The 13,058-nt window shown below is 67.7% G+C and carries 14 protein-coding genes; 8 read left to right on the top strand and 6 right to left on the bottom strand.

Annotation, left to right across the window (positions count from 1 at the left end; translation table 11 throughout):
• Window positions 1-81 precede the first annotated feature (81 nt).
• A complete protein-coding gene (locus ACW5IY_RS05445) occupies window positions 82-675 on the top strand; it encodes an SMI1/KNR4 family protein (protein ID WP_049434512.1) in 594 nt (197 codons plus the stop codon).
• Between the two features lie 60 nt (window positions 676-735).
• Here the strand turns inward: ACW5IY_RS05445 and murD are convergent, their stop codons facing one another.
• The 3 genes from murD to ACW5IY_RS05430 all read right to left on the bottom strand — a co-directional run bounded on the left by murD (window position 736) and on the right by ACW5IY_RS05430 (window position 6,149).
• Window positions 736-2,145 (bottom strand): UDP-N-acetylmuramoyl-L-alanine--D-glutamate ligase, encoded by a 1,410-nt coding sequence (gene murD / locus ACW5IY_RS05440; RefSeq protein ID WP_049434510.1) that lies wholly within the window; start codon window positions 2,143-2,145, stop codon window positions 736-738.
• Window positions 2,126-3,478, bottom strand: a complete 1,353-nt coding sequence (gene murL / locus ACW5IY_RS05435) for a UDP-N-acetyl-alpha-D-muramoyl-L-alanyl-L-glutamate epimerase (RefSeq protein ID WP_049434509.1) — start codon at window positions 3,476-3,478, stop codon at window positions 2,126-2,128. Before murL ends, murD begins: the two co-directional genes overlap by 20 nt.
• A gap of 76 nt (window positions 3,479-3,554) precedes the next feature.
• Window positions 3,555-6,149 (bottom strand): bifunctional aspartate kinase/diaminopimelate decarboxylase, encoded by a 2,595-nt coding sequence (locus ACW5IY_RS05430; RefSeq protein ID WP_049434507.1) that lies wholly within the window; start codon window positions 6,147-6,149, stop codon window positions 3,555-3,557.
• Between the two features lie 75 nt (window positions 6,150-6,224).
• On the opposite strand from ACW5IY_RS05430, the gene ACW5IY_RS05425 reads away from it, so the two are divergent.
• Both ACW5IY_RS05425 and ACW5IY_RS05420 read left to right on the top strand, forming a co-directional pair.
• The gene (locus ACW5IY_RS05425; protein WP_049486714.1) at window positions 6,225-7,097 is read left to right on the top strand and encodes a PhzF family phenazine biosynthesis protein; all 873 of its coding nucleotides are present in this window, start codon (window positions 6,225-6,227) and stop codon (window positions 7,095-7,097) included.
• Between the two features lie 90 nt (window positions 7,098-7,187).
• Entirely contained in the window at window positions 7,188-8,066 is an 879-nt protein-coding gene (locus ACW5IY_RS05420) for a PhzF family phenazine biosynthesis protein (RefSeq protein ID WP_049434505.1), read from the top strand.
• 99 nt (window positions 8,067-8,165) lie between these two features.
• Here the strand turns inward: ACW5IY_RS05420 and ACW5IY_RS05415 are convergent, their stop codons facing one another.
• Window positions 8,166-8,597: an OsmC family protein gene (locus tag ACW5IY_RS05415; RefSeq protein ID WP_005408443.1), complete on the bottom strand. Its 432-nt coding sequence runs from the start codon at window positions 8,595-8,597 to the stop codon at window positions 8,166-8,168.
• Window positions 8,598-8,969: 372 nt separating this feature from the next.
• Here ACW5IY_RS05415 and ACW5IY_RS05410 point away from each other — a divergent pair, with 372 nt between their 5' ends.
• The 4 genes from ACW5IY_RS05410 to ACW5IY_RS05395 all read left to right on the top strand — a co-directional run bounded on the left by ACW5IY_RS05410 (window position 8,970) and on the right by ACW5IY_RS05395 (window position 11,214).
• Complete coding sequence (locus ACW5IY_RS05410; RefSeq protein ID WP_010483539.1) at window positions 8,970-9,368, top strand: HU family DNA-binding protein; 399 nt, start codon at window positions 8,970-8,972, stop codon at window positions 9,366-9,368.
• 254 nt (window positions 9,369-9,622) lie between these two features.
• Window positions 9,623-9,931 (top strand): DUF3861 family protein, encoded by a 309-nt coding sequence (locus tag ACW5IY_RS05405; protein WP_010483541.1) that lies wholly within the window; start codon window positions 9,623-9,625, stop codon window positions 9,929-9,931.
• A gap of 55 nt (window positions 9,932-9,986) precedes the next feature.
• Window positions 9,987-10,535: a hypothetical protein gene (locus tag ACW5IY_RS05400; RefSeq protein ID WP_049434503.1), complete on the top strand. Its 549-nt coding sequence runs from the start codon at window positions 9,987-9,989 to the stop codon at window positions 10,533-10,535.
• A gap of 82 nt (window positions 10,536-10,617) precedes the next feature.
• Window positions 10,618-11,214: a DUF1439 domain-containing protein gene (locus ACW5IY_RS05395; protein WP_049413438.1), complete on the top strand. Its 597-nt coding sequence runs from the start codon at window positions 10,618-10,620 to the stop codon at window positions 11,212-11,214.
• A gap of 38 nt (window positions 11,215-11,252) precedes the next feature.
• On the opposite strand, the gene ACW5IY_RS05390 is transcribed toward ACW5IY_RS05395, so the two are convergent.
• Window positions 11,253-11,795: a type 1 glutamine amidotransferase domain-containing protein gene (locus tag ACW5IY_RS05390; RefSeq protein ID WP_049434501.1), complete on the bottom strand. Its 543-nt coding sequence runs from the start codon at window positions 11,793-11,795 to the stop codon at window positions 11,253-11,255.
• A gap of 129 nt (window positions 11,796-11,924) precedes the next feature.
• Complete coding sequence (locus tag ACW5IY_RS05385; RefSeq protein ID WP_029550719.1) at window positions 11,925-12,392, bottom strand: SET domain-containing protein; 468 nt, start codon at window positions 12,390-12,392, stop codon at window positions 11,925-11,927.
• 209 nt (window positions 12,393-12,601) lie between these two features.
• Between ACW5IY_RS05385 and ACW5IY_RS05380 the strand changes: the two genes are divergently transcribed.
• On the top strand, window positions 12,602-13,057 hold the full coding sequence (locus ACW5IY_RS05380; RefSeq protein ID WP_005408436.1) for an SUF system Fe-S cluster assembly regulator: 456 nt from the start codon (window positions 12,602-12,604) through the stop codon (window positions 13,055-13,057).
• The last annotated feature ends 1 nt before the right edge of the window (window position 13,058 follow it).

Raw genomic sequence — 13,058 nt, 5'->3', positions numbered from 1 at the left:
CTCCCGCGTCGCATTCTGCATTGGCGGCGTGACGCAGGTGTGGTTGGATACGACTTAATCCCCTCCGTCCCCTTTTTTCGCATGAATCTTGTTGATCGCTTTCTGTCTGGCCTGATCCCGCGCCTGCCTGCTGACGATGCCCCGCAATGGGCCCACGTGCAGGGCGCAAGCGCCGAAGACCTGCAACGCCTGCGGGCGCAGTGGCCGCAGGTGCCGGACAGCCTGGTGGAGCTGCTGTCGCGCGTGGATGGCACCCACTACCGGGAGTACCCCGCGGGCAAGGTCTGCGTGCTGATGCTCGGCTCGGATGTCGAGGACGGCGGCTATCCGTACTACCTGCGATCGGTCGCGCAGATCTTCGAGGACCAGCAGCGGTGGGACGACAGCATCCGTTCCATCTACGAAGAGTGGCTGGATGACGAACCGGAGATTCTCGGCGAGGGCATCGATGCGGATCTGCCGATGAGCCGCCGGCTGTGTTTCTCGCACTGCATGAACAACGGTGGCACCTCGATGCTGTATCTGGAATTCGATCCGGCACCGGGCGGCACCGTCGGCCAGGTGGTGCGCTACCTGCACGATCCGGACAGCTACGCGGTGATCGCACCGAGCTTCGATGCGTACCTGCAGCAGCTGATCGATGGCGATTACGCGTTCATCGACGAAGACCAGTAGATCCACGCCATGGGTGGATGAATTCCCCGCTGGGTTGCCGGCCAGCGGCCGGAACTACCCTCAGGCGATACCCAGCCCGGGAATCGCGCTGATGCTCTCCGGGTCGAAACCGGCCAGCTCGGCAAAATGGCGGCCACGCGCCACGTAATCGCGATAGGCACCAAAACTGGGCGCGCCCGGCGACAGCAGCACCACCCCGCCCTGCGCACCCAGCGCCGCGCGTGCAAGCGCCATCGCCTCGGGCAGGTCGCCGGCGGCGTGCAGGCCGAAGCGACCGGCATCGGCCAGCGGCTGCAGCATCGCGTGGATGCGCGGGCCGTTGCTGCCCATGGTCACAATCTCCACCGGCGGCACGTCGTGCGCCATGTGCTGCATGAAATCGGTCCAGTCCAGGCCGCGGTCATGCCCGCCCACCAGCAGCGCGATGCGCTGCCCGGCGAAGCATTCCAGCGCGGCCAGGCTGGCATGCGGCGTGGTGCTGATCGAATCGTTGACGTAGGTCAGGCCATCGGCCACGCCAATCCGCTGCAGGCGGTTCGGCAGCGGGCGGAAATCCTGCACCGCCGGTGCCAGCGCCACCGAATCCAGGCCCAGCGCCTCCAGCGCGGCCAGCACCGCGCACAGGTTGCCGCGGTTGTGGCGGCCCGGCAGCGGCGTGTTACGGGTATCGAACACCGGCTGCTCGCCGCGATGCACGATGTCGCCCCGCATATGCCACCCCTGCGGCTGGTTGAACCAGACCACCTCACTATCGGGCAACGACAGCGCGGCCAGATGCGGATCGGCGGCATTGAGCACGGCGATGCGCGGCGCAGCTTCAGTCACCAGCCGCAGCTTGTCTTCGATGTAACGTTGTTCGCTGCCGTGCCAGTCCAGGTGTTCGGGGAACAGGTTCAGTACCACCGCCACCTGCGGGCGGGCGCCACTGCGCGCCACTTCACCGGTCTGGTAACTGGACAGTTCCACCGCCCAATACTCGGGTGCCGGCTGCGGATCCAGCACTTCCAGCAGCGGCAGGCCGATGTTGCCGACCAGGCCGGTGCGATGGCCGGCGGCACGCAGCAGGTGCGCGACCAAGGCGGTGGTGGTGCTCTTGCCCTTGGTGCCGGTCACGCACACGGTGTCGTGCACGATGCCATCGTCGGCCGCGTGTTCGGCGAACCACAGCGCGGTGCCGCCGATGAAGGTGGTGCCCTGCGCTGCCGCCGCCAGCGCGATCGGCTGGTAAGGGCTGATGCCGGGCGACTTGATCACCACATCGAACGCGGCCAGCGCTTCGGCCGAGGGTTCGCCACGCACGTCCAGCGCGCCCTGCGTTTCCGCACGCGCGGCTTCGGCTTCAGCAGCCGGGCAGAACAGGCTCAGGCCAAGCGTTGGCAGGCGCTCACGCAGCACCGCAAACGCGGCGCGGCCCTCACGACCCCAGCCCCACAGCGCAACGCGCTTTCCCTCAAGCGTCGAAATCTTCACGCACCCGTTCCCACAGCGCAGCCGGAACGCGGTGCTCGCCCTGCAGCTGCAGCAGCGGCGCCAGTTCCAGTTCGGCGGCATCCAGCTGCGGCTGGATCTCGTTGCAGAAGCGCTTCACCAGCACGTCTTCCTTCCACTCCGGGCGCTGCGCCAGGGTCGCCATCGCCGCACGCGATTCGCGGCCTTCGCCCACGCACTCGAACGGCTTGTGGTCCTGGAACTCCAGCAGCGCATCGAAGCCACCGGCCTGTTCGGCATCGTCCAGCAGATTGCGGCCGAAGATGCGCACCAGGCGCGTCTTCGGCATGAACGGGGCCAGCGCCAGGAACACGAAGTGGCACTTCGGGCAGACGCCGCACCAACGGTTCACCGGGCGCTCGCCGAGGATGTGGAAATTGCGGTTGCAGCTGGAGAAATGCGCGTCGTAGAAATCGGTCTTGGCGAACTGGCGGGCCACCGCCAGCTCCGACATCGGGCGCAGCAGCGAGTAGTACTGCAGGTCCGCTGCGACGTGCGCCTGCACGTGGCTGCCGAACGCCTGCTCGAACGCCCAGCCCTTGGACCACTGGTGGTTCACTTCGCCGGTGCCCGGAATCTGGCTGCCGTAGCTGGCCGAACGCTCGTTGGAGAACACCACCTGATCCACACCCTGCAACAGCGCGGCCAGCACCATGATCGCCGAGTTCACCGCGGTAACCGGGATATGCCCGTTCCACGCGCCCTGGCGGTTGAGCTCGAACAGTTCCGGCGCCAGCGCGCGGCCCAGGTTCAGCGTCGGCAGGCCGGTGCGCTCGGCACAGGCGCGGATCAGCTGCGAACCACCGATCCAGGTCACTGTTTCGTCCACGCCGGCACGCCGCAGCGCTTCGATGCTGACCAGCGAATCCTTGCCGCCACCAATGGCCACCAGCGCATGCGCCTGCAGGCCCAGCACCGGCGCCTGCGCCGCTTCGCCCTGTACCGGCAGGCGGAAGCGCCCGCGCAGGTTCAGACCGTTGCGGTAGGCGAACTCGCCCAGGCCGTTGAGGTAGACCGTCTCCACCAGCGCCGCGGTATCGGCATCGATGGCGTAGCTGTCGATGCTGACCGTCTCCGGCACGCCCGCCTTGTAGTAGCTGACACCGGCGATCAGGTGCAGCAGCTGCAGCGCGCGCTGCACGGCGGCGGTACGCGCCTCGTCAAGCACGAACGGGGCGCCCGGCACGGTGATGGTTTCCACCATCTCCGGGCCGTCATCGAAGGCGTAGACCAGCTTGGCCACGCCGGTTTCCGCAGCGAATTCGCAGCGGACGAAGCGGAAGCGGGAAACCTGGTGTTTGTCGAAAGCAGTCATGGTGTATCCGGTCAGGCACGGGCCCGCGCGAGGGCGCGGGGCGTGTCGGTGGGCGGGTGCAGGGCGCGCGCGGCGATCATTCGATCACGTCTTCGCGCGGCAGCATCCGCTGGTTGTAGGTGTTGGCCATCGAATAGCCGTAGGCACCGGCATCGGCGATCAGCATCACATCGTCCGGCGCGGTCGACACCGGCAGCTTGCGGCGCTTGCCGAACACATCGCTGGATTCGCAGATCGGGCCGACCACATCGAATGCCGCTTCGGCGTAACCGCCCTGGCGGCTGAGGTTCTCGATGTCGTGCCAGGCGTCGTACAGCGCCGGGCGCATCAGTGCATTCATGCCGGCATCCAGGCCGACGCGGCGCACGCCCTCCTTTTCCACCACCTGGGTGACATGGGTCAGCAGCACACCGGACTCGGCCACCAGGTAGCGGCCCGGCTCGATCGCAAGCCGGAACGCCGGGTGCAGCGCCTTGACCTCGGCCAGGCCGGCGGCCCAGGCATCCAGGTCGAACGGCTCGTCCTCGGCGGAATACGGAATCGGCAGTCCGCCACCGATGTCGATGGTCTGCACGCTGCCGATGCGGCGGGCGAAACCGGCCAGCTCATCGCACATCAGGCGCCAGTGCTGCGCGGTCTCCACGCCACTGCCCAGGTGCGCATGCAGGCCGACCACGCGGCTGCCCAGGTCGGTGGCCGCGCGCACGAACTCGTCGACGCGGGCGATCGGCAGGCCGAACTTGGACTCCTTGCCGCCGGTGCGGACCTTGGCGTGGTGGCCTTCGCCACGGCCCAGGTCGACACGCAGCCACAGCTCGCGGTTGCGGAACAGGTCCGGCCAGCGCTGCAGCGCTTCGACGTTGTCGACGGTCACGGTCACGCCCAGCGCGAACGCCGCCTCGTACTCGCTGCGCGGGCAGAAGCTGGGGGTGAACAGCACGCGCTTGGGCGACAGTTCCGGCAGGTGCTGGAACACATGCTTCAGCTCGCCGTGCGACACGCACTCCAGGCCGAAACCTTCGGCTTCCAGCAGCTGCAGGATGGCCGGGTGGCTGTTGGCCTTGATCGCGTAGTAGCGCTGGTCGATCGGCTTGATCGCGGCCAGCGCGCGGGCGCGGGCGCGCACCGTCGGCAGGTGGTAGACGTAGCGCGGCGTACCGGCATCAGCCAGCTGCAACAGGTGGGCACGCTGGCCCCGCCACCACGGCGTGCCACGCGGGCGCACGGTGCCGGCGATTTCGCGCCAGCGCGGGCCGAACACCTCGGTCTCTTCCACCGGCATCGCACCGCTGTCGATCAGCTCGGCATGCAGCACGGGCAACAGGCCATCGGCATCGGCTTCGTCGATGACGAAGGTCAGGTTCAGGTCGTTGGACGACTGCGAGATCATGTGCACGCGCTCGCGGCCGAAGGTGGCCCACACGTCCGACAGCTTGTGCAGCAGCGAGCGCATGCCACGGCCCACCAGGGTGATGGCCGCGCACGGCACGATCACCTTCACCTTGCAGATCTGCGACAGGTCGGCCGACAGCGCGGCCAGCACATCGGTGTTGACCAGGTTCTCGGACGGGTCCAGCGACACGGTGACGTTGGTTTCGGCCGAACCGATCAGGTCCACCGACAGGCCATGCTTCTTGAACAGGTTGAACACATCGGCCAGGAAGCCGACCTGCTGCCACATGCCGATGCCTTCCATCGACACCAGCACGATGCCATTGCGGCGGCTGATCGCCTTCACCCCCGGCACCGGTGCGGCGCTGCCATCGATGCTGGTGCCCGGCAGTTCCGGGCGCTCGGTATCGAGGATGGCCATCGGCACGCCGGCATCGCGGCACGGCTTGATCGAGCGCGGGTGCAGCACCTTGGCGCCGGTGGTGGCGATTTCCTGTGCTTCGTAATAGTCCAGGCGGGTCAGCAGGCGCGCGTCCGGCACGTCCTTCGGATTGGCGCTGAACATGCCCGGCACGTCGGTCCAGATCTCCACGCGGCTGGCGCCGAGCAGCGCACCGAAGTACGCCGCCGAGGTATCCGAGCCACCACGGCCGAGGATGGCGGTGCCGCCATCGGCATGCCGCGAGATGAAGCCCTGGGTGATCAGCAGGCGGGTCGGCTGCGCGCGGAAGCGCTGCATCCACTCCGCATCCGCACGCCACTGGCAGTTCACCGACAGGCGCTGCGACCAGTCGCTCTGGTTCGGCTGCGGCGGCATCGCATCCAGCCACTGCCGGGCATCCATCCAGCCCATGTCCAGGCCCGAGGCGTGCAGGTAGGCCGCGCCCAGGGTGGAGGACAACAGCTCGCCCTGGCCCAGCACGTCGGCCTGCCAGTCCAGCGGACGGGTGGCCGCACGCGCGTCGTCGAGCAGGCCCTGCAGCGCCGCCAGGCGCTCGGCCAGCACTTCGCGGCCCAGGCCCAGTTCAACCAGGAAGCCCTCGTGGCGCTCGACCAGCGCCGCCACGCGATCACGGCTGTCCGGCGCGCCATCGGCGATCGCGGTCAGTTCGTTGGTGACCCCGGACAGCGCCGACACCACTACCAGCACGCGCGAGCCGGTCTCTTCCGCACGTTTTTTCGCCAGCTTCCCGATCGTGTCCCAGCGATGACGACGCGACACCGAGGTGCCGCCGAACTTCAGTACGATCCAACGATCGACAAGGGGGGAAGCTGACATGGATTGGCTATGTAGAATGTGGGGAAGCCGCCCTCGGGGGCGGAACCTTTGATTCTAAGCGCAATATCACCGTAGATGGCCGTCCTCCGTTACCTGCAGCTCGATGTCTTCGCCCCCCGCCCCGGCACCGGCAACCCACTGGGCGTCGTCCTGGACGCCGACGGGCTCTCAAGTAGCCAGATGCAGGCCCTTGCCGCTTGGCTGAACCTGTCCGAGACGGTGTTCTTCCTGCGCCCCAGCACGCCGGGCGCCGACTACCACATCCGCATTTTCACCCCGACCCGCGAGCTGGCGTTTGCCGGCCACCCCAGCGTCGGCGCCGCCTGGGCGGCGGTGACCTGCGGCTTGGCGCAACCGCGCGACGGCGCCCTGTTGCAGCAATGCGCGGCGGGGTTGCTGCCGGTACGGGTGAGCGGTCCGGCCGTGGCACTGCAGATCCAGCTGGCCAGCCCCCCGGCGCGGCAACTGGACACCAGCGCGGACGCCGCGCCGAAGGAGCTGCTGGCGCTGGCTGCCTGTGGGCACGTACCCGAACTGTGGGACAACGGTGCACGCTGGTGGCTGCTGCCGCTGCGCGACGCCGCCGCCGTGCGCGGACTGGCGCCAGACATGGCGGCCCTGCGCGACTGGAGCTTGGCCACCGACGCTACTGGCTTGGCCGTGTTCGCCGACGAGCCCGGCGACGACCACGCCCGCGTGGTGCGCGCCTTCTGCCCCGCTGACGCGGCCGCCGTACCCGAAGACCCGGTGACCGGCAGCGCCAATGCGCTGATCGGCGCCTGGCTGCGGCAGCGCGATGCCCTGCCCGGCCGAGAAGGCCGCTACGTGGCCAGCCAGGGCCGCGAAGTGGGCCGCGATGGCCGCGTGCAGGTGCAGGTCGACGCGCAGGGCACGGTGTGGATCGGCGGCCAGGTGCAGTGCGTGATCGACGGCAGCATCCATTGGTAGCGTCGGGCCACGCCCGGCGAACGCCGCACACGGACGCCGGGCATGGCCCGGCGCTACCGTACCCCTCTCGTTCTACGGAGTTTGCCCCCTATGACCACCCGCCGTTTCCTGCAGCTGGACGTGTTCTCCCCGCGCGCCGGCGCCGGTAACCCGCTGGCCGTGGTACTCGATGCCGAGGGCCTGGATGACATCAGCATGCAGGCCATCGCCCGCTGGACGCGGCTGCCCGAAACCACCTTCGTGTTTCCGCCGCAGGCACCCGGTGCCAGCTACCGGCTGCGCATGTTCAGCCCGCAGAAGGAAGTGCCGTTCGCCGGCCACCCCAGCGTCGGTACCGCGCATGCGGTGCTTCAGAAGGGCCTCGCCACACCAGTCGAGGGCGTGCTGGTGCAGGACGGCATTGCCGGTGCTCTGCCGCTGCGCGTCAGCGGTGAAGGCGCGCAGCAGCGCATCGCCATCCGCACCCCGCGCGCGCAGCTGGCCGAGACTGCCGAGGCGACCGATCCTCGCCTGCAGGCCGCACTGAAGGGCTGGCCGCTGGGCACGCTGCCACCGGCACGCATGCAGGGCGGGCGCAGCTGGTGGGTGGTGCAGGTGGCCGATGAGGCCGCATTGCGCGCGCTGCAGCCGGACTGGGATGCGGTGGCCGCACTGGCCGAGTCCACCGACAGCATGGGCGTGTTCGCCTATGCCTTCAGCGATGGCAGCGAGGGCTTCGACCTGGCGGTACGTGCCTTCGTCGGCAATGGACGCCGCTTCGAAGACGCCGCCTCCGGCGCCGCCAACGCCGTGCTGGCCGCATGGCTGGACCTGCGCGATGCGCTGCCGCGCGGCCGCGCACCGTTCGAAGTCAGCCAGGGCCGCGAAGTGGGCCACGATGCGCGCCTGACGCTGCTGGTCGACGAGGACGGCGAGGTCTGGTCGGGCGGCCAGGTGCAGACCGTCATCACCGGCACCATCGATTGGTAAAGGGACACTGTAGAGCCGAGCCCACGCTCGGCTGTTCTTCGGCCAGATCACGGGACCTGCAGAAGCCGAGCCTGGGCTCGGCTCTACAGATGCGCCGGCTCAGCCCAGCTCGGCTTCCAGGCTGATCGGCACGGCGCTCAGTGCCTTGGACACCGGGCAGTTCTGCTTGGCGTCATCGGCAATCGCACGGAACTGCGTCGCGTCGATGCCCGGCACCACCGCCTTCACCTTCAGCCGGATCTGCGACAGCTGCGGGCCGCCTTCCAGCGACAGATCGACCTTGGCTTCGGTATCCAGCGAGGTCGGGGTAAAGCCGGCTTCGCCGAGCTTGGCCGACAGCGCCATGGTGAAACAACCGGCGTGCGCGGCAGCGATCAGCTCTTCCGGATTGGTGCCCTTTTCGTCGCCGAAACGGCTGTTGAAGCCGTAGCGGGTCTTGTCCAGCAGGCCACTCTGCGGCGTGCTCAACTGCCCCTTGCCCGACTTCAGATCGCCTTCCCAGTGCGCGGTGGCGTGTCGCGAGATTCCCATGTGCTGCTCCTGCGTGACGGTGATGAACGGTCACCCTCGCACGGGAGGCGTTAGCCCTGCGTCGCTCCGACGCACGCTGGAGGTCGTCTTCCGAACCCGGCGCGTGGACACTTCCTCGCCAACCGGAAACGCATTTCCCTCTTGTTTTCAGTGGTTTCGCGCATTCCGACGATGGTCGGGCGCGGGCCATCGCGCGCGCTGCCACACCCCCATCCCCCACTGCCGGCCATGTACTGAATCGGCCTGGATATGAAAAAACATGCACTTTCCGCGCTTCGGGCTATTGGCGGCGCCCGAGAGTTGCCCTACATTGCGCTTGCCGACGGGGTTCGGCGCCGACCAAACAACCAACCGTTCACGGAACAGGAAACCATGGCAAAGACCGCTAAGAAGGCTGCCCCGAAGAAGGCAGTGAAGAAAGTCGCGACGAAGGCAGCCGCCAAGCCGGCCGCTCCGAAGCCGATCAAGGAAGTGCTGACCAAGTCCGGCCTGGTTGCACACATCGCTGAAGCCTCCGGCGTCATCGCCAAGGACGTCCGCGCTGTGCTGGCCTCGCTGGAAAGCGCCGTCGCCTCCTCGGTGCACAAGAAGGGCGCTGGCTCGTTCACCCTGCCGGGCCTGCTGAAGATCACCACCGTCAATGTGCCGGCCAAGCCGAAGCGCAAGGGCATCAACCCGTTCACCAAGGAAGAGCAGTGGTTCGCTGCCAAGCCGGCCACCACCAAGCTGAAGGTGCGTCCGCTGAAGAAGCTGAAGGACGCCGCGCTGTAAGCGCGCGCCCCAACGCGGATTCCGACGGGACGGCTCTGGCCGTCCCGTTTTTTTTGTCCCAACCACAGCCCGCAACACAGCGTTGCCGCATTCCCGGGAATGCGCGTACAGGCCCGTCGCCATTGGCTGGGCGTGGTCCGTTGCGGCCCCGGAACGTACCAGGTGGAACACTGCGTGCAGCCCCGGCCATCGCCGCCGGGCACGGCCTTGCCTAAGGTGGGCACATCCTCCACAGCTACGGCGAGCGTCCCCTCATGGCCAGCCCCTCCACCCGCTACCGGATCTCGGTGACCCCCATCGAAAAGGACGGGTTGCAGTGCACCGGGCGCTGCACCATCGAACTGGAACATCGCGCCAGCCGCGACCTGATGCGCCTGCTGGAAGCGGCGCCGCGCACCGCAGGCATCAGCGGCGACGAGCGCGCGACCCTGGTGATCGCCACCCAGCTGCTGCGCGACATCGTGCAGCGCCACGCCGAAACCGAAGGCCATGCCCTGGCCGCCATCGCCGCGCAGGTGCTGCCGGCGCTGGATGCACTGGAACAGCTGCCCTCCTCCCGCTGATCGCGGCACAGCCGATACACTGCCTCCTTCCGTTCGCCTCGGGGAGGAGGCAGACATGCGCAGGTTCCTGATACTGATCGCACCGCTGGTGCTGCTGGCCTGTTCCCGGCCGCCATCGCAACCTCATCCTGCGGATGCCGCTCCGCCGGCCACGACCGAGGCGGCTGCCCGCGCGAAGCCACAGGCCGCCGCAGAAGGCGATGCAGCGGCCGTGCAGGCCATCGATGTCGATCCCCTGTTTGCCGCCGTCGCGGCCGAGGCCGAGCTGCCGGCGGGAATGCTCAATGCCTATGTCATGGCCCTGCTCAATCGCGATCGCAAGGCCATCGACGCCGCATGGACCTTCCCGCCCAGCGATGCACGACGCGCCGACGATGCCGCATTGCGCCAGCTCACGGACGTGCGCAGCCTGCGCCTGACCAGCGAACTGCCGGTCGCGCGCGACGGTCACCAGCCACCGCAGCTGCTGGAGGTTCCGGTGCAGATCCGCGCGGTGACCGCTGAGGGCACCTTCCGCTTCGGCGGCTGGTACCGCGTGCAGCCCAGCAGCGATGGCCGCGCCTGGCAGATCCAGTCGGCGCAACTGCGGCCATCGCTGGACTGAACCGTTGCAGCGGCATGCACGCGCGATTCAGCCGGCAAGGCTACTCTTTGGTCCATCCATTCCGCATTCACCGGTCACCGCCATGCGCCTGCGTTCCCTGATGACCCGCCTCGCGGCCTCCACCGTGCTGATCGCTGCTGCGATCGGCGCCCAGGCCGCCCCTTCCATTTCCGGCCGCGAACTGTCGGTCGGTGCCAGCGACGTGCAGCAGTACCTCGATGGCAGCTTCCCGCGCACCCAGGACGCCCTGGGGGGCCTGATCGCCCTGACCATGAGCCATCCGCAGCTGAGCCTTCCGGCCGGCGAACGGTTGAACCTGGGCATGGACGTCGCACTGGCCACCGCCGGTGGCAACCCGTCCAAGCTGGGAACGGTGAAGCTCAGCAGCGGCCTGCGCTACGACGCGCAGACCCAGGGCTTCCACCTGCAGCAGCCGAGCGTGGATGACTTCACCCCGGCCAACCAGGGCGGTCGCCTCGATTCGCGCACCCGCGGCCTGCTCAATGCCTGGCTGAGCGACTACGCCCAGCGCGAACCGATCTACAAGCTGGACCCGGCCGTGGCCGGCCTGCTCGGCGCACTGCAGGTGCAGTCGGCACAGGTGAAGAACGGCAAGCTGGTGGTCACCTTCAACCAGAACCTGGGCAACCTGGTGCCGGCAGGCGTGCTGGGTAAATGAGGTAGTGCCGGCCGCTGGCCGGCACTACCCGTAGCGCATCAGGCGGCAAGTACCTTGACCACCGCCTCACTGAAGGCGGGAATGTCGTCCGGCTTGCGGCTGGTGATCAGGTTTCCATCGATCACAACCGCGGTATCGCGCCATTTCGCACCTGCGTTGACCAGATCCTGCTGCAGGGACGGCCAGGACGTCACGTCGCGCCCCTCAGCAAGGCCGCTGTTGATCAGCAACCACGGGCCGTGGCAGATGGCCGCCACAGGCTTGCCGGCTTCATCCACTGCCCGGATGAAGCCGAGTACAACCTCGTCGGTACGCAGCGTGTCCGGATTGATGACGCCTCCGGGCAGGACCAAGGCATCGAAGCGTGCCGGATCCGCTTCATCCAGCGGAATGTCCACCGCGACGGCGTCGCCCCAGTTCTTCTCCTTCCAGCCCTTGATCGTCGCCTCCTTTGCGGGCGACACCACGCTGACGCGCGCGCCCTCGGCTTCCAGCAGCCGCTTGGGTTCGGTCAATTCGGACTGTTCGAAGCCGTGGGTGGCCAGGATGGCAATCTGCTTGCCCTTCAATCGCTCTGCCATGGGTGCACTCCGGTTGGGGGAGCCGACAGAATGGAAGAACGGCCCTTGCACGGCGGTGACCCTGCCGTGCACGGCAGGTGGAGAGCCTCCGGGTAGTGCCGGCCAGTGGCCGGCAGTCCCCGGTACCGGTCAGCGCTTGGGCTGCAGCATGGTGCCGGTGCACTTGGGCGAGCCGCAGCGGCACTCCCAGATCTTCTTCAGCTTGGCGGTATGACGCTCGGCCAGGGTGATGCCGTAGTTGTAGGTCAGTTCCTCACCTGGCTTGATGTCACGCAGCGCCTCGATGAACACCTTGTCGCCACGGCTGTCGCCGTCTTCGTCTTCCTCGATCACCGCCTCGCAGTTCGGGTCGCAGCTGTGGTTGATCCAGCGCGCGTCATTGCCCTTGTAGTTGGCATCGATCACCCAGTCGTCATTGAGGGTGAACAGGAAGGTATGGCCACTTTCAACGTCGCCGCTGTCATCGGCATCAACGTCGCCGTGGCTGCGCAGCAGGCCCTTGTACTGGATCACGCGCTCGCCCTGCTTGATCGGGGCCACGGAAAACACACCGTTGCCGTGGATGGCGGACTTGCGGGCTTGGATCTTCTTGGGCATCGGCAAGGGAAGTCTGCAGCGAAAGGAACGTTGATTCTCGCCCATTCCGGGTGATTGCGAAAATCACCCCGTTGGCGCAGCATTGCGCCCTGGCAACGGCCCCGGTGTGTCCTCCCGGCCCGGCCCCAGCGCCGGCTGAATGCCCGGGTTGGATGGCGACGAAGAAAAGCGTACAATTTCAGTCCGCTTTAAGAACCACTCGCATCCCCATGTTGCGCGTCACCAAACTCACCGATTACGCCACCGTCGTACTGACCGTGCTCGCCGCCCGTCCGGGCGAGGTGCTCAGTGCCACCGAGCTGGCCGAATTCACCGGTCTGGAGCCGCCCACCGTCAGCAAGGTACTCAAGCCGCTGGCCCAGGCCGGCCTGGTGGAAGGCCTGCGCGGCGTGCGTGGCGGCTACCGCCTGACCCGCCCGGCCATCGAGATCTCGCTGTTCGAAGTGGTCGAAGCGATGGAAGGGCCGCTGGCCCTGACCGAATGCAGCCACGACCACCACCAGTGTGGCATGGCGCCCAAGTGCGGCGCGCGCAGCAGCTGGCGGCTGATCAACGACGTGGTTTCCGAGGCCCTGCGCGATGTCACCCTCGCCCAGATCCTGCCCCCTCTCCCCCTTGCCGATGACGAACAGCGCCGCACCATCGCTGTCGACGTCGTCTCCTGAT

This window comes from Stenotrophomonas sp. C-A (assembly GCF_054030835.1).
Note: the sequence above shows the minus strand (reverse complement) of the source record. Positions and strands in the feature narration are given on the sequence as shown.